This window comes from Acinetobacter sp. A47, from assembly GCF_000805455.1.
Classification (GTDB): domain Bacteria; phylum Pseudomonadota; class Gammaproteobacteria; order Pseudomonadales; family Moraxellaceae; genus Acinetobacter.
The window spans coordinates 405,155-426,904 of record NZ_JSUS01000071.1 but is presented as its reverse complement, the minus strand read 5'-3'; the positions used below and the strand labels follow the sequence as shown (position 1 = coordinate 426,904).

Annotated in this window: 18 protein-coding genes and 4 tRNA genes; 11 read left to right on the top strand and 11 right to left on the bottom strand. The window is 49.0% G+C overall.

Annotation, left to right across the window (positions count from 1 at the left end; all coding sequences use genetic code 11):
* Positions 1-45 precede the first annotated feature (45 nt).
* Positions 46-423, bottom strand: coding sequence for a MerR family DNA-binding protein (locus OC23_RS17410; RefSeq protein WP_038346237.1), 378 nt, complete (start codon positions 421-423; stop codon positions 46-48).
* 108 nt (positions 424-531) lie between these two features.
* Here OC23_RS17410 and OC23_RS17405 point away from each other — a divergent pair, with 108 nt between their 5' ends.
* Positions 532-1,635, top strand: a complete 1,104-nt coding sequence (locus tag OC23_RS17405) for an SDR family oxidoreductase (protein ID WP_038346236.1) — start codon at positions 532-534, stop codon at positions 1,633-1,635.
* A 61-nt stretch (positions 1,636-1,696) separates the two neighbouring features.
* On the opposite strand, the gene OC23_RS17400 is transcribed toward OC23_RS17405, so the two are convergent.
* On the bottom strand, positions 1,697-2,584 hold the full coding sequence (locus OC23_RS17400) for an SDR family NAD(P)-dependent oxidoreductase (RefSeq protein ID WP_038346235.1): 888 nt from the start codon (positions 2,582-2,584) through the stop codon (positions 1,697-1,699).
* Between the two features lie 255 nt (positions 2,585-2,839).
* Positions 2,840-4,117 carry an O-acetylhomoserine aminocarboxypropyltransferase/cysteine synthase family protein gene (locus OC23_RS17395; RefSeq protein ID WP_038346234.1) on the bottom strand — a complete coding sequence of 426 codons (1,278 nt, stop codon included), beginning with the start codon at positions 4,115-4,117 and terminating at the stop codon, positions 2,840-2,842.
* Positions 4,118-4,418: 301 nt separating this feature from the next.
* On the opposite strand from OC23_RS17395, the gene ettA reads away from it, so the two are divergent.
* Positions 4,419-6,080, top strand: coding sequence for an energy-dependent translational throttle protein EttA (ettA, locus tag OC23_RS17390; protein WP_038346233.1), 1,662 nt, complete (start codon positions 4,419-4,421; stop codon positions 6,078-6,080).
* A 45-nt stretch (positions 6,081-6,125) separates the two neighbouring features.
* On the opposite strand, the gene OC23_RS17385 is transcribed toward ettA, so the two are convergent.
* Together OC23_RS17385 and OC23_RS17380 are read right to left on the bottom strand one after the other, a co-directional pair.
* On the bottom strand, positions 6,126-6,503 hold the full coding sequence (locus OC23_RS17385; RefSeq protein WP_038346232.1) for a tetratricopeptide repeat protein: 378 nt from the start codon (positions 6,501-6,503) through the stop codon (positions 6,126-6,128).
* 163 nt (positions 6,504-6,666) lie between these two features.
* Positions 6,667-7,359, bottom strand: a complete 693-nt coding sequence (locus OC23_RS17380) for a hypothetical protein (protein WP_038346231.1) — start codon at positions 7,357-7,359, stop codon at positions 6,667-6,669.
* A gap of 150 nt (positions 7,360-7,509) precedes the next feature.
* On the opposite strand from OC23_RS17380, the gene OC23_RS17375 reads away from it, so the two are divergent.
* The 7 genes from OC23_RS17375 (at position 7,510) to OC23_RS17350 (ending at position 15,889) form a co-directional block, all read left to right on the top strand.
* A complete protein-coding gene (locus tag OC23_RS17375) occupies positions 7,510-7,908 on the top strand; it encodes a cation efflux protein, CzcI-like (protein WP_201773442.1) in 399 nt (132 codons plus the stop codon).
* A gap of 236 nt (positions 7,909-8,144) precedes the next feature.
* Positions 8,145-8,321, top strand: coding sequence for a hypothetical protein (locus tag OC23_RS19330; protein WP_171194822.1), 177 nt, complete (start codon positions 8,145-8,147; stop codon positions 8,319-8,321).
* A 184-nt stretch (positions 8,322-8,505) separates the two neighbouring features.
* Complete coding sequence (locus tag OC23_RS17370) at positions 8,506-8,901, top strand: cation efflux protein, CzcI-like (protein WP_201773441.1); 396 nt, start codon at positions 8,506-8,508, stop codon at positions 8,899-8,901.
* 53 nt (positions 8,902-8,954) lie between these two features.
* Complete coding sequence (locus tag OC23_RS17365; protein ID WP_038346230.1) at positions 8,955-10,376, top strand: TolC family protein; 1,422 nt, start codon at positions 8,955-8,957, stop codon at positions 10,374-10,376.
* The gene (locus OC23_RS17360; protein WP_038346229.1) at positions 10,376-11,590 is read left to right on the top strand and encodes an efflux RND transporter periplasmic adaptor subunit; all 1,215 of its coding nucleotides are present in this window, start codon (positions 10,376-10,378) and stop codon (positions 11,588-11,590) included. The genes OC23_RS17365 and OC23_RS17360 overlap by 1 nt, the downstream gene beginning before the upstream one ends.
* Entirely contained in the window at positions 11,580-14,729 is a 3,150-nt protein-coding gene (locus tag OC23_RS17355; protein ID WP_038346228.1) for an efflux RND transporter permease subunit, read from the top strand. The genes OC23_RS17360 and OC23_RS17355 overlap by 11 nt, the downstream gene beginning before the upstream one ends.
* A gap of 215 nt (positions 14,730-14,944) precedes the next feature.
* Positions 14,945-15,889, top strand: a complete 945-nt coding sequence (locus OC23_RS17350) for a cation diffusion facilitator family transporter (RefSeq protein ID WP_038346227.1) — start codon at positions 14,945-14,947, stop codon at positions 15,887-15,889.
* Positions 15,890-16,236: 347 nt separating this feature from the next.
* Here the strand turns inward: OC23_RS17350 and OC23_RS17345 are convergent, their stop codons facing one another.
* On the bottom strand, positions 16,237-16,575 hold the full coding sequence (locus OC23_RS17345) for a hypothetical protein (RefSeq protein WP_038346226.1): 339 nt from the start codon (positions 16,573-16,575) through the stop codon (positions 16,237-16,239).
* A 230-nt stretch (positions 16,576-16,805) separates the two neighbouring features.
* Here OC23_RS17345 and OC23_RS17340 point away from each other — a divergent pair, with 230 nt between their 5' ends.
* A complete protein-coding gene (locus tag OC23_RS17340) occupies positions 16,806-18,404 on the top strand; it encodes a hypothetical protein (protein ID WP_038346225.1) in 1,599 nt (532 codons plus the stop codon).
* Positions 18,405-18,566: 162 nt separating this feature from the next.
* On the top strand, positions 18,567-19,502 hold the full coding sequence (locus OC23_RS17335) for a hypothetical protein (RefSeq protein WP_038346224.1): 936 nt from the start codon (positions 18,567-18,569) through the stop codon (positions 19,500-19,502).
* A gap of 62 nt (positions 19,503-19,564) precedes the next feature.
* Here OC23_RS17335 and OC23_RS17330 read toward each other — a convergent pair.
* From OC23_RS17330 to OC23_RS17310, 5 genes are all read right to left on the bottom strand, one after another.
* A tRNA-Glu gene (locus OC23_RS17330) sits at positions 19,565-19,640 on the bottom strand.
* 96 nt (positions 19,641-19,736) lie between these two features.
* Positions 19,737-19,812: transfer RNA gene (locus tag OC23_RS17325), tRNA-Glu, on the bottom strand.
* Positions 19,813-20,014: 202 nt separating this feature from the next.
* Positions 20,015-21,421 carry an amino acid permease gene (locus OC23_RS17320; protein ID WP_038346223.1) on the bottom strand — a complete coding sequence of 469 codons (1,407 nt, stop codon included), beginning with the start codon at positions 21,419-21,421 and terminating at the stop codon, positions 20,015-20,017.
* 111 nt (positions 21,422-21,532) lie between these two features.
* Positions 21,533-21,608, bottom strand: a tRNA-Glu gene (locus OC23_RS17315).
* 26 nt (positions 21,609-21,634) lie between these two features.
* A tRNA-Ala gene (locus OC23_RS17310) sits at positions 21,635-21,710 on the bottom strand.
* Between the last annotated feature and the right edge of the window lie 40 nt (positions 21,711-21,750).

Genomic DNA, 21,750 nt, shown 5'->3' with positions numbered 1-21,750 from the left:
AGACTAGCGGCAACCTTCTATCTTGAGTGCTGCTTGAGTAAAGGATCAATCCAGAGAAGGAATGGGGTGATCTATTCGCAGCGGGCACGGTTCTGCCTGCGCAAATTGATGCAGCATGGTTCTGATTTGATGCAGCTGGGCAATTTTCTTATCTATCTGCTGCAACTTTTCTTGAAGAATGGCCTGCACTTGGGCCGCAGGAATTTCATCTTGTACAGTCATGGCCAGTATCTGTTTAATTTCATTTAGTGCGAAGCCCAGATTTTTGGCCGTACGGATCAGTTGCAATTGTTGCACAGTCTGTTCCGGATAATCCTTATAGCCATTATTGCAGGTCATGGACTGGATCAGCTGCATTTTTTCATAAAAGCGGATGGTATCCCGGCTTAAAGCGGTCTGTTTTGCCAGTTCTCCAATCAACACGTCAGGCCTCCTGTTATTATTTTTAAAAAGTTGCGTAGCTCCCCCTTGACCATGGAGTGTACTCCATCCTTTAGCCTGTGCCTACCTTCAATCAAACAGGTAGATCAAATGCACAATCATAATTTAAAAAATCAACAACATAAGCAAGTTGCACTGGTTGCAGGCGCAACCGGATTTATTGGTCGCTATCTGCTGCTGGAGCTGCTGCAACAGGGCCATCGGGTTTTTGCCCTGATTCGTCATCCGCTCGAGCAGCAACAGGCACTGACGCGATGGCTGGAACAAAAAAAGGTTTCCCTGCAACAACTGACGTTTATTCAGGCAGATGTGACGCAGGCAAATCTAGCCATCCAGCCCGAGGATTGGGACAGGCTGAAATCGGTCGATACCTTATATAATAGCAGTGCCGTGTTTGCCTGGAATCTGGATATGCAGCAAGCCCGCACGGTCAATGTCGAAGGGGCTTTAAATTTACTGAGCTGTGTCCATCAGCATTGTGCGTTGAAACGGGCGGTACATCTGTCGGGATATATGCTGACCTTGTCCGGTCATTTACAGCAGGCCGGGGTTTGTCTTGCACAGCCTGACCAGACTGACTGGTTATCGGTTTACCGCAAGCTGGGGGCCTATGAGGCCTCCAAGATAGAAGCCCACTTTGCATGGATACAGGCTGCGCAGCGCCAGTCCATAGACTGGACCATTATCCATCCGGCAACTGTTTTAGGCGATGATGTCTCGGGTGAAATTCCGTTAAACCAGCCGATTGCCCACATGATTGATTTGCTGAAACGCCAGAAAATGCATGCACTGCCAGCAACGTCACGGCATTATTTGCCCTTAATCCGTGTCGATGATTTATGCCAGATCATGGTGAAAGCTGCGATAGATCAGGCTCTGGTTAATCAGGCCATGCTGGTGGTCAGCGAACATCATCTTGCTTTGCCGCAATTGACTGGCATGATTGCAGCGCAGTTACAGGTCAAGGCACCCACATGGCATGTGCCGGTTCGCCTATTAAAATTGATGTTAAAGTGGCCATGGCTGGCGAACAGGCTGGAAATGTCGACGGAAATGTTAGATTTCCTCAGAACCGAAACGTTGCAGCAAGCCGTTTTACAACAGTTTAAACAGCGCTGGCAGATCGCAACCGGTGATCTCGAGGGCGCGATTCGTAAAAGCACGGACTGGGTCCGTCAGGCCAGCGAGAACTAGAGCGATGTAAAAAAAACAGCCAGTCATAAGACTGGCTGTTTTTTTAGGACCGGTTCAACGATTACCAGTGCTCCCCTGGGAACAGGCGTGCATAGGCACGCTGGATCAGGTTCAGCTTTTCCTGTTTACCGACCGAAGCGGTTGAGCTCGGGAACAGGTTATAGCCAATTGACATCAGGATATTGTTGATATCCGGTGCAATGGCATAGGTAATTGATGCAAGGCGGCCCAGATTGGTGGCGATTTTCTTTGGTTTTTTCACAATCGCATAAGCAATCAGGTCGGCAGCTTCTTCGGGTGAAAGGGTTGGTACATATTTATAAATTTTGGTTGGTGCAATCATGGGAGTACGAACCAGAGGCATATAAATAGAGGTAATCGCAATTTTATGCGAACGTACTTCGGCGGACAGACAGCGGCTAAAGGCATCCAGTGCCGCTTTTGATGCCACATAGGCCGAGAAGCGGGTGGCATTGGCCAGTACACCAATCGAGCTGATATTGATGATCTGGCCATCTTTGCGTTGCATCATGTGGGGCAGGATATTCAGTACCAGACGTACAGCACCGAAGTAGTTGAGCTGCATGGTGCGTTCAAAGTCATGGAAACGGTCAACCGACTCGTGTACGGCACGACGGATCGAACGTCCGGCATTGTTTATCAGGATATCGATATGATCGACTGCTGCCAGGATTTCTTTTGAAACGGCGTCAATCGATTCCATCTCGTTAAGATCACATGGGAAAACTGAGGCCTTGCCGCCTGCAGCTTCAATCTCTGCCTTGACCTCATCCAACTTCTCTTTGGTGCGAGCAATCAGTAAGACATGGGCACCTGCCTGCGCAAGGTATTTTGAAACCGTTAAACCAATACCACTTGATGCACCAGTGACAATAATTGTTTTACCGTCGACTTTTTGCTGGAAAAGTTTTTTGAGTTTTGCATTCATGTAAGTATCCTACATTCATCACGAATCATGCTGTTGTGTGCAATGCTGTCCTATTGTGCTTAACACTGCAATTTATTTTGGTCTAATATTAACCGATCTTTTTTGTTTGTCTAGTGTAAATAATTGAAAAATAATGCCTTTTTTAGAGTAAAAGCTCTAAAACAAAGTCTTGTATTAGTTGAAAAAGCAAGCATATTTTTTTAGTTTTGCACAAAAAACAGGCCCCTGTTACGGGGCCTGAAAAAGTCATTAAAATTAAACCTGGGCAAGGGCCTGTTCGAGGTCGGCAATCAGGTCATCCACATGTTCAATCCCGATCGACAGACGTACCAAATCTTCACTGACCCCTGCTGACTTGAGCTCTTCTGCATTGAGCTGACGGTGGGTGGTGGTGGCAGGGTGGCAGGCCAGGCTCTTGGCATCGCCGATATTGACCAGACGGGTAAACAGCTGCAAGGCATCAATAAAACGGGTACCGCCTTGCAGGCCATCTTTGACCCCGAAAGACAGGATGGCAGAAGGTTTACCTTTCACATACTTTTGCGCCAGATGATGCTGAGGATGGTCTTTCAGTCCGGCATAATTGACCCATTTTACTTTTGGATGCTGTTTTAAATATTCAGCAATCTTGATGGCATTTTCCGTATGACGTTCCATGCGCAGATTTAAAGTTTCCAGTCCTTGCAGGATCAGGAATACACTCAGCGGACTAATGGCCGCGCCGGTATTGCGTAATGGCACGACACGGGCACGGGCAATGTAGGCTGCAGCTCCCAAGGCCTCGACATAATTGACGCCATGATAGCTCGGGTCTGGGGTATTCAGCGCCCGGAAACGTTCAGGATATTGCCCCCAAGGAAATTTGCCGCTATCTACAATGATTCCGCCAATGCTGTTGCCATGCCCGCCAATGTATTTGGTCAGTGAATGAATCACGATATCGGCACCAAACTCGAAAGGCTTGAGCAGGGCAGGGGTTGCCACGGTATTGTCCACGATCACCGGCACACCATATTCATGGGCAATGCTGACAATCGCTTCAAGGTCGATAATATTGCCGAGCGGGTTACCGATCGACTCTACAAAGACCAGTTTGGTTTGATCATTAATGAGCTGGCGTAATGCCTCCGGATTCTGACCGTCAAAGAAACGGACCTCAATGCCTTGCTTTGGTAAGGTATGGGCAAATAAGTTATAGGTTCCGCCGTACAAGGTAGAGACCGAGGCAATGTTGTCACCTGCTTCGGCAATGGTCTGGATTGCATAGGTAATTGCGGCCATACCCGACGCTAGCGCCAGCGCAGCAATGCCACCTTCCAGTGCGGCAATGCGCTGTTCCAGTACGGCCGTGGTCGGGTTCATGATCCGGGTATAGATATTGCCCTGCACCTTGAGGTCAAACAGGTCTGCCCCATGCTGCGTATTGTCAAAGGCATAAGAAGTGGTCTGATAGATCGGCACGGCCACGGCCTTGGTGGTGGCTTCGGGGGAGTATCCTGCATGAATGGCGAGTGTTTCGTCTTTATAAGTCATGATGTCATCATCTACGTGAGTTAAATATTGCCCGAGTCTAGCGCATATTTTATCCAGCCGGATGCGTAAAATTTGAACTGGATAGCATTTTTAGTGATATAGCAGCACGGTTGCGGAGCGGCCCAGATTTGCTGGCGGACAGAAAAGTGCTGATGCAGTCATGTCTTGAAAAAGAAAATTTTTTATAGAAGCCAAACAAATGCCAACTTAACTTCAAGTCAGGGGGGATTCAGCGTATAATATGCCAGATTATTTTTTCGCTTATTTGCGATGTACTGGTTTTTCAATTGAGGAGTCCTGCGTGGCCCAATATATTTATACGATGAACCGAGTGTCGAAAATGGTTCCGCCGAAGCGCGAAATCTTAAAAGACATCTCTTTATCATTTTTCCCAGGCGCAAAAATTGGTGTGCTTGGTTTGAACGGTGCAGGTAAGTCAACCCTACTCCGTATTATGGCTGGCGTAGATAAAGATTTCTCAGGTGAAGCTCGTGCACAACCAGGAATCAAGATCGGTTATCTGGAACAGGAGCCGCCACTTGATCCGAGCAAAGATGTTCGTGGGAACGTTGAAGATGGTGTACGTGAAGCACTTGACGCCTTAGAACGCCTTGATCAGGTGTTTGCCGAATATGCTGAACCGGATGCAGATTTTGACGCGCTTGCAAAAGAGCAAGAGAAACTCGAAGCCATCATCCATGCATGGGATGCGCACAACCTGAACAACCAGCTTGAAATCGCTGCCGGTGCTTTGAACCTGCCAGCGTGGGATGCAGACGTAACCAAGCTTTCAGGGGGTGAACGCCGCCGTGTAGCATTGTGCCGTCTGTTGCTGTCTAAGCCGGACATGTTGCTTCTTGACGAACCGACGAACCATCTTGATGCCGAATCGGTGTCTTGGCTAGAACGTTTCTTGAAGGACTTCCCGGGCACCATCGTGGCGATTACGCATGACCGTTACTTCCTCGATAATGTAGCCGAGTGGATTCTTGAGCTTGACCGTGGGCATGGTATTCCTTATCAGGGTAACTATTCTTCTTGGCTGGAACAGAAGAATGCCCGTCTAGAGCAGGAACAGAAACAAGAAGAATCTTTTGCTAAAGCATTGAAAAAAGAACTTGAATGGGTTCGTTCAAATGCCAAAGGCCAGCAAAAGAAAAACAAGGCGCGTATGGAGCGTTTTGAAGAGCTTAACTCGAAAGAATTCCAGCAACGTAATGAAACATCTGAAATCTACATTCCACCTGGCCCACGTCTGGGTAACAAAGTGGTGGAAGTGGAAGGGATCAGCAAATCATTCGATGGCCGTCTGCTGTATGAAAACCTGACCTTCACTGTACCGCCTACAGCGATCGTGGGGATTGTAGGGCCAAATGGTGCGGGTAAAACCACCTTGTTCCGTATGATGACTGGCGAGCAGCAACCGGATACCGGTACTGTGACTTTAGGTGAGTCGGTTAAAGTGGCTTACGTGGGTCAGATCCGTGACACTCTGGATAACAACAAAACCGTTTGGGAAGAAGTGTCTGGCGGTCTTGATATCCTGCGTGTCGGTGATTACGAAATTGCATCACGTGCCTATATTGGCCGTTTTAACTTCAAAGGCCAGGACCAGCAAAAACGCGTTGGTGAATTGTCTGGTGGTGAGCGTAACCGTCTGCAACTTGCAAAAATCTTGCAGCAAGGTGCAAACGTGATCTTGCTGGATGAGCCATCAAACGACCTGGATATCGAAACATTACGTGCGCTTGAGGATGCCATTCTGGTGTTCCCGGGTACCGTCATGGTGGTATCGCATGACCGTTGGTTCCTTGACCGTATTGCAACGCATATCTTGTCGTTTGAAAACGAGCAGCCAGAATTCTACACAGGTAACTATGCAGAATACGAAGCGTATCGCCAGTCTCGTTTAGGCGAAGATGCCGTGCAAAAACGCACCAAGTACAAAAAAATTACGGGTTAATTCCTGTAGATTAAAAAAAACCAGCTGCCCAGCTGGTTTTTTTATTTATGAAAAAGCCAGTTCGCTAAAGGCTGTATACAAATGCGCTTTTGCTTCAGGATGCCCCAGCGCTACGGCCCGTTCCAGCCAGTATTGTGCTTTCTTATAGTCCTTATCCAGTCCCAGATCACCATGCAAATAGCTTTCTCCGAGCTTGAAGGCCGCTTCATGATGCCCCCGTAAGGCTGCACGCAGAAAATACCAGACAGCATTGCGGTCATTGGACGAAATAAATGGATGGGCATCGAGTGCATGCTCATGATGGGCGAGGGCCTGAAACAATTCGGCTTTATGGATTTCCTGCTCAGAGTCGGACAGGGGATGAGGTTGAGCCAGGTCAGAACAATAGGAATGTAACCGCTGTTTGATATTTGCAATCTTCATACAGGCAACTCCTTAAGCTAAGTTTTTCATTATTATGTTTTTAATATAAGTTCTTTCTTTGCGGCTATTGTTCTATTTATGTATGCCCCGGCAGTGAAAACGCGGTTAATCCTGGCCTGGCCAAGGATCAACCGCTATCGGCGGCTAAAACCCGATTTTGTATCTATTTATTAAAGTCACCGTGCAGATCAGACCAGATTAACAGCGGCCCGATGGTAATCACATCAAAGGTCATGGCCAGCGGGTAAAGCACCTTGCGGGTTGCCCGCTTAAAAGGGTGCTTGGTGGTGATGCTGGTTTCCTGCTGTAAGCTAACCGGGTAAGGCTCGGGAAGTTTCTGCTGGATTTTCTGGTGATCAAGTGCCTGATAAAGCTGGCCCTTGAAGAACACACTGACCGAAGGATATGCATTGCTTTGCTGGGTTTGCATCAGATCAAGATTTTGTCTAAATCCCAGAGATTTCAGCAGTTCTTTCTGTTTCTGGCTCAGATCGCCCATACGGGTATTATACTGGATCGTAAGCACACCCCGAAACTGGCTTGCACCCTCCATGGTTAGCACCAGTGGCGTCGGGTTGGTAAAACTGCGATCTTTTGCCGGAATGGCATGAAGCAGTTTAAGCAACTGGTCACTACCATCAGTCATGAGGTAGTTAAAGTCCTGACCAATAAAGACCAGTCCCTGGTTTTGCTGGTTCTGTATGGCCTGTCCGAGGGCAATAATGCGGTCATTTTTGAGGGTACTGGTTTGCACCTGAGTCGTTTCATTGGGCAGGGCCGATGAAAGCATGCTGGTTGCACAGCCGCTGAGGCTCAGCCCCGTTGCCAGCAGTAAAATTGCAAATGTTCTAGACATAAAATACCCGCATTAGAAAATGATTATTATCAATGTATCTGAAAAATGTTTTAAATCAGGTCTGAATGAACTGAAAACCGTTTTGTAATTTTATTACATCGGTATCGCCTGCTATAGTGGCTTTGTGCAATTTACTGTAATGGTGTGCTGTTGCAACGTCCGCTCATTTTTGTGACCCTGCTGTTAAGCTTGTTCATGTTCCAAGGGTTCTGGAATGTGGCAGCGGCTTTCTGCGCGCATGAAAAGTCGGGCCAGTATAGTGAGCTCAAGCATTTTGGGCATCACGCCCCTGAAAAGCGTCATGTTTCCGCAACGCATTCATCTTCTGCTGTTGAAGCAGATACGGATGTCGCCGCCTCTTTAAACTTGCAAGATCATCATGACCATTTACCGTCCTGTTCCTATGTGATGGTGATGCAGACACAGCAGCAGTGGCATACCCCTGTTGTGCGTGCGCATGAGGTCGAACATCACTATGACTGGTCTAATCTATACCAGTCCCCGCATTTGTCCGGATCAAATCCGCCGCCGATCTTGACCTCGCTATAAGTGAGGTAGCCCAAAAAAACTCACTGGAAATATATCTATTTCAATGGGTTATTTGTCCTTGATCAAACTTTTGCCAGATGTTGACCTGTCTGGATAAATGGTCGCTTCCGGAGATATTCCACACCTCTGGAACAGTGCTTTGGCATCAGGCGTTGATTGAAGATGAATTCACCCGTGCTCCATTTCTCGTTGACGGAAACGGAATATGAAGCAATAGATTAAATCAGGTGAATGTTATGTCTTTTAAATTAAATACAGCCGTATGTTTTTTGGTTTTATCATTTTCAGCAAGCTGGGCCAGTGCTGATGGTGGCTTGCTGTTTCTGGAAAAAAACTTGCAGTCCCAGCAACAGGCCAAAGCCAGGCTGGAAAACAAGATTGAGCACCAGCGGCCGCATCAAAAGTGTAAATAAGTTGTTTTAAGCATAAAGGAGGCAGTCCGGGCAGCCGGACTGTTGCCTGCTTTTTCAGATGTCCTGTCGCTTGCTGGGTGCCTCTTCAGCCGGGATTTTATGGCGAAATCCGGACATGTAATTTTATTACATCGGCTTTACTTGCTATAGTTCATGCGCGCAATTTTTATCTAAAGAGAAAACTTTGCATCGTTCTGCCATTTTCATTACCGTCTTGCTGGGTTTGTTCATGTTTCAGGGTTTCTGGAATGTGGCAGCGGCATTTTGTGCGCATGAAAAGCCGGGCGAGTACAGTTCCCTCAATCATTTTGGACATCATGTGCCAGCACAGGCCGAGCCTGCTGCCCATTCGGTGCCTGCTGACCCGGATGCATCCGATTTGCCGATGCCTTCAAGTTTGCAAGATCACCATGATCATTTGCCTTCCTGTTTTCATGTGGTAGTGACCGAAGCCCAGCAGCAACTGGATGAGCCTGTATTACAGATACACATTGCCCAGCAACAATATCACTGGTCCAACTCTTACCAGTCTCCCCATCTCTCCGGTTTAAATCCGCCCCCTGTATTGACCCCGCTATAGGTGGGGTAGCCAAAAAATAGCCCACCGTAACCTTATTATTTGCGGGGCTTTATATGTCTTTAAATTTAAACCGGCGTATCGGTGCAGTTCAGCAACATGCATTTAATCGGTATACGCCTACAGCGTCATTAAAAGGGGCAGTGCTGGCGATTGCGCTCACCACTGTACTCTTTAGTCAAGCAGCAGCGGCAGCGTCCTTGCCTGATGTCTCTCATGCTTCGGCTCAGCTTGGGCAGCGACATCTGGGTCTTGAACAGATCCTGCAAGATGTAAAACAGCATCAGGCCGCTATCGGTGTCTGGCAAACCCGGCAAGGCATTGCCGAAGCCAATATAAAACAGGCTGCTTTATGGGCAAATCCAAGCCTTTCGGTTCAGCAGACCGAGTTCCGGTCGGGTAAAGACCAGGAGCTGGAATTTGGCCTGTCACAGAAGCTGGATGTATTCGGCCAGCGCCGTGCAGCGGTCAGACTGGCAGATGTTGAAGCGACTCAGGTGGGGCTGAATCAGGCGTTATACGATGCCCAGCTCGAATTGGTGGTGAAATATCTGTGGTCACAAGTGGTGGTGCTTGAAATGGAGCATGATGTTGTTCAGGCCCAGCTCAAAACCAGTCAGGCCACTCTGGATGCAACACGGTTAAGACTGCAGGCCGGCAGTATTGCACAGGTTGATCTGGACCGTACGCTCATGTCCCATATTGAAAATCAGCGTTTATTCCAGCAAACCGAACTGGCGCTGGCGACAGCAAAACGGCAACTGGCCAATTTGTGGGGCAGTACCGACAACCGCTTCTCTGTTCAGGCCAGCAACGTCTGGCCGCAACAGCAGGATTTACAGACCTATATGCAGAACAATCTGTTTGAGCGCGCAATCCAGCTCGATATTGCACGCCAGAAGGCCAATATTGATTATTTAAAAGTCTCTAATCGACCAAATCCGACCGTCAATTTGGGGATGGTGCAGAGTAAAACGGCAGAACCCCGTTCGACCGATAACAAGTTCAGGCTTGGGGTCGAGATTCCATTAAACATTTTCAATCGTCAGCAATATTCATTACGCATAGCCAACGCCAAGCAGGAGCTACTGGTGAAGCAGCAACAGTTCTATAAGCAGCAGAACCTGAATGCCATTCAGACTTTAACTGCAGAACTGGCTGGCCTGAAACAGCAGTTTGATCTGGTCAACCAGCGGCAAATTCCATTGTCTGAAACCGTACAGGCGAAAATGCTGCTCGGTTTTAAAGCTGGCAAATATGCCATTACCGACGTGCAGCAAGCCACCATGCAACTGCAAGAGCAACGCTTGAATAAAGTGCAGTTACTTAAAAGTGCATGGCAGAAACAGATTGAGGCAGAAAGCCTGGCCCTGGGTGTTGAACCGGGTGTAGTCAGCGCCAGTGATGCCTTGAGCCAGATCAATCAGACCCTTTGGAAAGAAACCAATGGCCTTGCCACTGTTGGAGGAGCAGAATAATGTCGACAAATCAATCTAAGCAACAGTGGTTCTGGGTCATTCTGGTGATCGCTGTGGGTGCCATACTCAGTGCTGTTTTATTTTTTACGGGAAAAAACAAAACAGCGAGCGATGCTGCATCAGAGGAGCATGCCCATGCCGAAGGTGAAACGGGGCATGACAGTGAAACCGAGGAAGGCAGTCTTAACCTGACCCCGAAACAGATGACCGAATATGGTGTGAAACTGGCGCAGGTGGGTGTCGGAGCGGTGTCACAACAATATGCTTATCCGGCCAAGCTGGTGCCGAATACCGATCAGCAGGCGCATGTGTCTGCCACCTTTGCCGGACGGGTGGAAAGTGTCAATGCGGCACTGGGTGAGCAGGTGAAGAAGGGGCAGGTACTTGCTACCCTGTTTATTCCGGAACTGGTCGATCAGCAAGCCAGTTTAAGCATTGCCCAGGAAGCCCTGACGCTGGCGCAGCAAGATTACCAGCGTGAAAAGCAGCTCTGGGAACAGGGGGTGTCGGCACGTCAGGATTATCAGCGGGCTTATAATGCTTACCGGCAAGCCCAGATTCAGGTACAGGCTGCACGAAACCGGTTGTCTGCCTTGGGGGCATCCAGTGGTAGCAAGGGGCGCTATGTGCTGACTGCACCGTTAAGCGGGATTGTCAGCCTGAAAGATATTGTGGTGGGCGAGCAGATTACCCCAGATAAACAACTGTTTGTGATCGATCAGCTGGATCGGCTCTGGATTGAATTTATCTTACCAAGCGTCGATCACATCAATGTCCAGCCAGATCAGCAGATCGAATTTAAGTCGTTGCAAACCAGCAACACCTTTAAGGCGCAAATCCAGAGCTTAACTACAGCAGCCGATACACAGACCGGCCGTTTGCAAGTGCGTGCCAAAGTCCTGACACCGGCTAAAGAACTGCGGCCTAACCTGATGGTCAATGTGCTGTTACAAGGGGCAGACCCGAAACCTGTGCTACGTGTGGCCAAAGCGGCGATCCAGCAGATCGAAGGCAAAGCCACGGTTTTTGTAGCCAAGCCAGAACAGGGACAATGGCATTTTACTCCGACCCCGGTACAGCTGGGCAATTACTCGAGTGATGGGCAGTGGGTAGAAATCCGGTCTGGTCTGACTGAAAAACAGCAATATGTCAGTCAGGGCAGTTTCCTTCTGAAATCCGAAATGGAGAAGGGAGAGGCTGAGCATGGACACTAAGCAGGATTTAGGGCTTCCCCCTGCGGAAAGCCTGTTTGACCGGCTGATCCAGTTTGCGATTCGCAACGCGATCTGGGTAATGCTGTTTGTGCTGGCCTGGATCGGGGTCGGGATTTATAGCTATCAGAAGCTTTCGATTGATGCCGTGCCTGACATTACCAATGTTCAGGTACAAATTAACAGTCAGGCAGGGGGATTCACTGCCCCTGAGGTGGAGCAACGGATTACCTATCCGATTGAAAATGCTATGTCCGGAATTCCGGATCTGGAGCAAACCCGTTCAATCTCGCGTTATGGCCTGTCACAGGTTACGGTGATTTTTAAAGATGGCACCGATATCTACTGGGCGCGTCAGCTGATCAACCAGCGCTTGCAGGAAGCAAAAAGTGCCTTGCCCGACGGGATTGAGCCGCAAATGTCACCGATCTCTACAGGCTTGGGAGAGATTTATCAATGGGTGGTCAAGGCCGAACCGGATGCTAAAAAGGCAGATGGCTCGCCGTATCAGGCCATGGACCTGCGTGAAATTCAGGACTGGATTGTCCGTCCTCAATTGCAACGGGTGCCCGGTGTCGCCGAAATCAACAGCATTGGTGGTTATAACAAGACCTATGTGGTGGCACCTGATCTGAAACGGTTACAGCAATTGCAAATCCCTCTGAGCGAGTTGCAAACCGTATTGTCTGAAAACAATGAAAACCGTGGGGCAGGCTTTATTGAGGAAAATGGCCAGCAGCTCACAGTCCGTATTCCGGGCATGCTCAAGACATTGCAGGATATTGAAAATGTCACGGTCAGTACCAAAAACGGTCTGCCGATCCGGGTGGCCGATGTGGCAACAGTGTCGATTGGCCATGATCTCAGAACTGGTGGTGCGACCTATAACGGGCAAGAAACCGTTCTTGGCATCGCCATGATGATGATGGGTGAAAACAGTAAATCTGTCGCTCAGTCCTTAGATCGCAAGATGCAGGAAATCAAGCGTTCCTTGCCAGAAGGCGTGGTGGTTGAAACGGTGTATGACCGGAGTGTTCTGGTGGACAAAGCCATCAAGACCGTAGCCAAGAACCTGATTGAAGGCGCAATTCTGGTGATTGTGATCCTGTTTGTGTTCCTCGGCAACTTCCGAGCTGCATTGATTACGGCCTGTATCATCCCGTTGTCTATGCTGTTTACCCTGACAGGCATGGCCGAACAGAAAATCAGTGCCAACCTGATGAGTCTGGGCGCACTGGATTTCGGGATTATCGTGGATGGGGCCGTGGTGATTGTGGAAAACTGTATCCGACGGCTGGCCGAAGCACAGCATCATAAAGGCCGCTTACTGACCCGTTCCGAACGTTTCACCGAAGTATTTCTGGCAGCCAAGCAGGCGAGGCGTCCGCTGATTTTTGGCCAGATCATCATCATGGTGGTGTACTTACCGATCTTTGCCCTCGCAGGCGTGGAAGCGAAAATGTTCCACCCTATGGCCATGACCGTGGTGCTTGCATTGATTGGCGCCATCATTTTATCGGTGACCTTTGTTCCGGCAGCGGTGGCACTGTTTGTCACAGGTGAGGTGAAGGAGAAGGAAAGTCGCTGGATGGCGGCCCTGAAACGCAATTATGAAACACTTCTTGATCGCGCCTATGCCCTGCGTTATGTGGTACTGGCGGGAGCCGTAACGATCTTGATGTTAACGGCTGCGATTGGGACGCGTGTCGGGAGTGAATTTGCACCTCAGCTCAGTGAAGGTGATTTTGCGTTGCAGTTGATGCGTGCGCCAAGTACCGGAATTGAGGAGTCACTCAAGATTCAGGAAAGTGTTGAAAAACAGCTTATGGCAGCATTCCCTGAAATCAAGGCGATCTTTGCCCGTACCGGGACGGCTGAAGTGGCAACCGATGTGATGCCACCGAATATTTCTGATGCCGTGGTGCTGTTAAAGCCTCGTGAGCAGTGGCCGGATCAATCGGAAAGCATTGATGAACTGCGCACCCGGATGCTGGCCTATGTGGAAAAAATCCCGGGAAATAACAGCGAGTTTTCGCAACCGATTGAGCTGCGTTTCAATGAGCTGATTTCAGGGGTGCGCAGTGATATCGGCGTCAAAATTTTTGGCGATGATATGCAGGTGCTGAACCAGGAGGCTGAGAAAGTTGCTCAAACCCTGAGAACCATTCCGGGAGCCAGCGAAGTCAAAGTCGAGCAGACCGATGGCTTGCCCCTGCTCAATGTCGATATTGACCATGCCCTGGCTGCGCAATATGGCTTAACGGTCAAATCGATACAGGATCTGGTGGCGGCCAGTATAGGCGGACAGAGTGTCGGGCAGATTTTGCAGGGCGACCGCCGGTTTGATTTTGTGCTGCGTCTGGATGATGTCATGCGTACGCCACAGCAACTGGCCCTGTTGCCGATTCAGCTGCCAAATGGTGGTCTGATCAAACTGCAAGACGTAGCCAAAGTGGAGAATATCCTGGGACTGGCACAGGTGAGCCGTGAAAATGGCAAGCGCCGTGTGGTGGTGACGACCAATGTCCGCGACCGTGATCTCGGCTCATTTGTGGCTGAGATGCAGCTGAAACTGGCCCAGCAAAAATTACCAAGCGGTTACTGGCTCGGTTATGGCGGACAATTTGAAAATCTGGCTTCGGCAAAAGCCAGAATGCAGATCGTGGTGCCACTGGCCTTGCTGATGATCTTTATTCTGCTGATGGCCGTGTTCAATAACGTTAAAGACAGCTTGCTGGTCTTTAGTGGCGTGCCATTTGCCCTGTCGGGTGGTTTGGTGGCGCTGTGGTTACGCGATATTCCCTTGTCCATGTCGGCAGGGGTCGGTTTTATTGCCCTGTCGGGCGTTGCGGTATTGAACGGTCTGGTGATGCTGAGCTTTATCAAGGAGCTGAGAGAACAGTTTGATATTCATTATGCCACCTGGCATGGCGCGGTATTGCGCTTGCGTCCGGTACTGATGACAGCCTGTGTCGCGTCACTGGGCTTTATTCCCATGGCGATTGCCACCGGTACGGGCGCTGAAGTCCAGCGTCCACTGGCGACAGTAGTAATTGGCGGGATTATTTCTTCGACCTTGCTGACCTTGCTGATTTTGCCGGTGGTCTATCGCTGGATGAATGAAAAGCCCTCTGAACAATAATCAGGTATTTACCCGTGGGGGACTGGATTTTCTTGCACGCAGCGCAAGATAGTCCAACGGCGGCATTCGTGCCGCCACCACAAGCGTAAATACAGGTTAGAGACCGGATAGCGAAAGATTTTCGGACAATTCGTTGCACTTCACTCATCATATTCAGCGCTGATTTGAGATAGTGTAGAAAGAAAGTTGAATTTAAAAATTATAAGGAGTCCAACATGAGTGGGCATCAAGGGCATGACCATAGTCATGCAGTTGTTACTGAAGGTAATGCCAAAAAACTCACCATAGCATTGGTACTGACCACAACATTTCTGATTGTTGAATTTGTGGCCGGTTTAATCACCCAGAGTCTGGCCTTACTCTCTGATGCAGCGCATATGTTTACCGATGCCGCCGCACTGGCGATTGCACTGGCCGCGATCCAGATTGCCAAACGTCCAGCAGACAATAAGCGCACCTTTGGCTATCAGCGCTTTGAAATACTGGCAGCATTGTTCAATGCCTCGATGCTGTTTTTTGTGGCGATGTATATTCTTTACGAAGCCTATCAGCGCTTTACCCAGCCGCCTGAAATCCAGAGTGTGGGCATGCTGGTGGTGGCCTCGATTGGTCTGGTGATTAACCTGATCTCGATGAAGATCCTGATGTCGAGTGCTTCTGAAAGCCTGAACATGAAAGGCGCTTATCTGGAGGTGCTGAGTGATGCCCTGGGGTCTATCGGGGTGATTATTGGCGCAGTGATTATCTATTTCACCAACTGGTACTGGGTCGATACCCTGATTGCGGTAGCAATCGGTTTCTGGGTACTGCCAAGAACCTGGATTCTACTCAAGCAAAGTATCAATATCCTGCTGGAAGGTGTCCCGGAAGAAGTGGATATAGAAAAACTACGCAGTGACTTGCTGGCACTCGATGGGGTGGAAAGTATTCACCAGTTAAAGGTATGGGCGATTACCTCAAAGAATATTCACCTGACCGTGCACCTGTTTGCACCGGATGCAGACCGCAACCAGTTACATCGTGCTGCAACCGAAATGCTGTCACATGAACATGGTATTGCCGAGGTGACCTTGCAAATTGAGGATGATGCGGCAATGCATTGCCAGCATACCCATCCACATGCTGACGAAGCAACACATGGACATTCACATCAGCATTAAGCTGATGTGAAGGGTCATTTAGGGATAATTGACCTAAACCTAGCATAAGATATGAAACTTGGAAGAGTCATCTACAACCTGAATAGAATATGCAATGGACGGTTTTTGCAATATTTATATTTAAATGCAAGAAGTGAACAGGTTTTGCATGAGGAGCGCAGCTGCGCAAGGTGGTTGCCCTTGTGGAGGCGCGCTCTTCATCCCGAAATACTTGCGAAGCTTTAAACGCTTCTCAGGTCGAACCGAAGGTTAATCCTAAAATAGGATGAGAACTCAACATGACTCCGTTGTAACTATTTATTTTTTAATTTATTAAAAATAAAAAAACGACGGATTCTGGCTAATGATTAATTCTGCCATTCATGATTGCAGTCACGGCATTTCCAGTGCTTTTGTGCCTGCATGAAGGCCTGCATTGAAATTTTAAAGTCCGGCAGGTCACGCCAGAATAAAACCCCTGCAATTACACACACAGCAAAGACCACCACTGTCGCGATTTGCAGGCCTTGTCCGGCACCATTACCGAAAATCCACATCCCGATGCTGATCAGTACCAAGATCAATAAAATAAAAATGGCAGGGACTAAAAGTACCAGACTTTTGGGTACGTTGGGGCGAGGGCCGTTTGCACCCTGGCTGACAGGCATAATTTTCACGCTTTGACATTTAGGGCAGCGGTATTGCATAAAAGTTTCCTATAGTGTTTTGGCTATTTTAGCGAAAATTATGCAAAAGCAAAAATCCTGAGTGATTCAAATACATAACTTTACTGATTGATGAGTTGAAACATCTTGCCTGTTTCAGCGGTTTTGGTGATCTTGCCGAAAACGACAGCTCGTCTAAAGCTGTTCGCAAAAGTCTTTCCAGTCATGCTAATTTGCAGGCTAAGTTGGTTGACGAATGCACAAGGATACGCATGTTACCCACCAAAATTTTAAAGTTACGTTTATCCCGTATCCAGAAGGGAGAAAGCCATCTGTCGACACAGGATAAATTAATACTGGTGACCTCGGAACGACCTGACCTGAGTGCCGGTTTTTTATTGCGTCTCTTGCAGGTGAGCTTGCCCAGACAATGGAAGTTCCGGCATGCGCACGATGAAGATATCGCCTGTGCCATACAGCTGATCCGGCTGATTGAGGACGAGTTCATCACTGCCTACAGCACGCATGCGCGCAAATATGGCTGGTATGAGCAATGCCTGAGATATCGGCTTACTTATGTGCAAACACAGCCAACGCAGCAACACATCAACGGTTATTTACGTCAGCTGGAACAATGTCTGGACCGGCAGCCAAAAATTGATTTACTCCATCATTTGCACCAGTACCAACCGAGTGTCCGGCATGCCAATGCCCTGGCCAGTGCTTATGCGGGTGCAGGGCAATATACGCCAGCGATTGAATATTTTGAATGGGCAGCTGCACAAGCGACACACTTCAGTGAAGTGGCTTTTTATGCGTATATCGAATGTTTGCTAAAACGCAATCAGCCTGAATACCGGCCTTGGGTCAGTGATGTCGAGTATGCGCTGGACTTACTGATACGTTATCAGAAACCACTCGACCAGAAAGCCTATGACCGCATCCTGCAACAGGCCGTGGACCTGATTTTGCCGGAAGCCATTTTACAAACGCGGGCAACAGCGACCAGTCTGGTGGCAGAGCTTGGGCGTGGCTTAAACACTTTGGGGCAATCATTAAATGGTCTATGGGGTGGCCGGGAATACGACTTGCCTTTTAGCGCGCAGGTCATTGCCAGTGCGCCCCGGCTTTTAACCGGGTCAAGCTGTAACGGAGGACTGGCCCCCGGGAGGCTATATCAGGCTTTACAGGCGTATGTTGAGCAAGCATGCGTGATCAGTCTGCGGCAGCAGCCGGCCTTGCTTGAGACTTTATGGCAGGGCATACAACAGCAGCCTGCAATTCTGGAGTGGCTGCTGCAACCTGCGCCAGCGGAGCAGGTCTTAGAGAAGCTTGCCCGGCTCGCAGTACCTCAACAGCATGTGCCGCAAAGTGAAACTATCCAGTTCATTTTGCAGCAGGGATGGATGACATATCTGGGAGAAGGACGCATAGACAAGCAGCATCCGCAGCGTGCGCTTCTCTATGCCCAGCATGATCGGGTGGTGGAACAGATGCTTGCCTTTGCCGAGTGGTTCTATGCAGAACAATTATCTCCTTATCTTGAGCAACAGACACAACTGACCACGCAGATACGTCAGTTATGTTTGCAGTCGGCTGCAACGGCATGCAATAGCGGTTTATTTGCCATCCAGTTTGAAGTGCAGAAACGGGCACAGGCGCTTGCTGGCTGGATGCATTCCAGATTGCAGACAGGCAACCGTTTTGTCCAAATGCAGGTGGCCTGGGTGGCGTTACGCGAGCTGCCCCACTTGGGAGGAGCTTCTGCACAGGCTTGGGTACAAGCGCTTGAGCAGGCACTGGCACAGTACAAGAGCCTCCGTTCAGGCCAGCTTGAGCAAGCCAGATCCGGCCATAAAGAGACGGATTAGCAGGTCATCACAGGCCGGCAGAATAAATTGAAACTGTGCAACAAAAATACGCAATTTGTAGGGGCGGGCATGCTAATCTACAGAAAAACGACAGATAAGTTTAGAACGCAGATCGTTGCTCATCAGCTATGAGCCAGTAAGAAAGGGAAGAGGGAGAACATCTTGAACCGACAAGATGATAAAAAGGCGATGTTCGATATTATGCCGGCAGATACAGAGCGCTCTGCTGTGAAACCATCATTATCACGTCGACTCATCAATAAGACCTTGCAACATGCACAGGATGCAGTTGAATTTGCCAGTGATACCTCACGGAATATTGCGGGCGTGGCAGATGCTGCGCTAGATGCACTGGATCAGGTGACGCATCATACCCGGCGTGGTGTAGAAGGCGTGCGCAATACCGTTCGTGATATGGTTTCGGAAACCAGCGAAGCCGCACGACAGGTCGCTCTGGCCATGGCCAGAACCTCACTGGGCCGAAGTAGCCTGACCTTATACTTGCCGGAAATGCTGCTCAATAACCAGATTCGCAAGCGCATGGACCGCTCCGAAATTGATGATATCAGGATTGAATGCGGCAATGACCGGTTTCATATTGATCTGGATGGACATTACCATCGTTTCTTATACCGGCTTTCACTTGAATTTAATGTACTGGAATGCCGGATCGGGCAGGAAAAATATTTACGCTTACGCCAGGTCGATGAACATCTGGACCTGCAAATCCGGCATGGAGGTACCCTGACCAACTGGGCGGCACGCCGTGTCGGCAATGTCAGCTTTGAACTGATCAACTCCCTGCCGATTCCGTTCCTGATCAATCACCTGATCCGTGATGTGCCGGGCATCCAGAAAGAAGGGCATCGCTTGTGGTATATCGATCTGGAAGAAGCCGGTTTTATTGATTTCATCAATAACCGTTCGTGGATGGTCGATAAACTGCTCAGTCTGACCGATTTCAGTATTTTGCCGGGCTTGAATATTTTGCAGGAAAGCCGTGAGCTGGTACAGCAACTGGTGGACCAGTTTGAGATTCGCGGTTTACGCGTGCAGTCTGGCCGGCTGGAAGTGCAGGTCGGGATTGGGACCGATTGAGAAAACAATATCAACAGCAGAGAAGCAAAAAGCCACTGTCAATGCAGTGGCTTTTTAGAATTTGGCGTCCCTACGGGGATTCGAACCCCGGTTACCGCCGTGAAAGGGCGATGTCCTAGGCCTCTAGACGATAGGGACTTATCGGAGGAAGTTTACTTACAGCCTATAAAACATAGCGCTTGTAAGCCTAAATTCTTAGCAAGGCGTTAAAGTCTTGCATTTCCTCGAATTTAGTGGCGTCCCTACGGGGATTCGAACCCCGGTTACCGCCGTGAAAGGGCGATGTCCTAGGCCTCTAGACGATAGGGACGTTTCAGAGGTGGGCGTATATTAGGGTGAATCGGGTAGGGTGTCAAACACTTTTCTCAATAAAAATTAAAAAAATTGAATGAGTGTTTAAAAATAAGGCGCATTGTGGAATAAATAATCAAAAATAAGCAGTTAAGTGCCCATCGTGGGTTTTGTACCGGCATAAAAAATGCAGCTAAAGCTGCATTTTTTATATGACCTGATCAGTTGCGATGGCGATAGAAAATGTAATGACTCAAGTAACAGGCGGCAATGAACAGTAAACAGCCAATAAAGCCTGCCTGCATCTCTGGGTCAGCTGCCATGCTTAAACCGGTAATCAGACAGAAGATGAAACCCAAGATCGGTACAATCGGATAAAACGGCGCCGCAAACTTTAAATCTTTTGCGCTATGGCCGGCTTTATACCACTGGCGTCTAAAGTTAAACTGGCTCCAGCAGATACTCATCCATACAATCACCATGGTGAATGCCGCCACGCCAAGCAAATTCTTGAAAATGGTTTCCGGTGCAAAGTGTTCTGATAACAGGCCCGGAATCGCACCAAACATGGTGACGACCAATGCAATCACAGGTGTGCCGCTTTTTGACAGGCGCGAGAAGATGCTTGGCAGCTGACGTTGATCCGACAGAGACCACATCATGCGCGAGGCTGCATAAAGCCCCGAGTTTGCGGCAGAAAGCAGTGCGGTAATAATCACGAAACGGATAATATCATCGGCATAAGGAATACCAATGTAGTTAAACACCGTGACGAATGGACTGCTGCTCACGCCTTCACCGCCCAAGCCTGCAATCTGGAACGGCAATAAGGCACTGATCACAATGATGGTACCCACAAAGAAAATCAACAGGCGCCAGATGGCTGCATTGATGGCCTTTGGTACATTTTCAGCAGGATCTTTGGTTTCACCCGCCGCAACACCGATGAGTTCGGTACCCGAGAAGGCAAAGTTCACGATCAGCATGGTGGTGAAGATGGGAATAAGGCCTTGCGGGAACCAGCCATGGGCAGTCAGGTTGTGAAACAGGGGAGCCGACTCGTAACCATGGAACGGAATCAGGCCAAAAATGGCCAACAGTCCCAGAATAATAAAGGCAATAACGGTTACAACCTTGACCAGTGCCAGCCAGAACTCAGACTCTGCAAACATGCGGGTCGAGGTGAGGTTCAGGCCGAGGATGGTCACAGCAAAGATGATGGTCCAGATCCACATGGAAATATGCGGGAACCATTCCTGCATGAGCAGGGCAGCCGCGGTAAATTCGGTGCCGAGGGTGGCGGTCCAGGTGAGCCAGTAGACCCAAGAGATCATGTAACCCGTGCCTGGACCAATATATTTTTGAGCGTATGCACCAAAAGAACCGGCAACAGGCATATGTACTGCAAGCTCACCTAAGCAGAGCATGACCATATAGGCAATCAGGCCACCCAGAATATAGGCGATAATTGCACCAATTGGCCCAGTTTGAGCGATAACTTCACCAGAACCCAAAAATAGGCCGGTACCAATAGCCCCACCTAAAGACAGCATGACTAAATGGCGGGTGCTCATGGCACGCTTCAGCGTTTTTGGTTCTGTGTTCGCATTTGAGTTGGAAGATTGCATACGACAATTTGTCCAAGCATAGAGAAGCGGCTATTTTATGGAAAATTCGAAAATGTGCAATCTGCTTGAGGCAAGATTGTCAGAAAAATATAATTATTGATGTATGGAATATGGCGTCCCTACGGGGATTCGAACCCCGGTTACCGCCGTGAAAGGGCGATGTCCTAGGCCTCTAGACGATAGGGACAGATGAGGCAACACAATACGAAGTTATGGTGGAGCCAAGCAGGATCGAACTGCTGACCTCTACAATGCCATTGTAGCGCTCTACCAACTGAGCTATGACCCCGGAGTGTGTGAGCGCAATATTAGGGGGAATGCGCTCACAC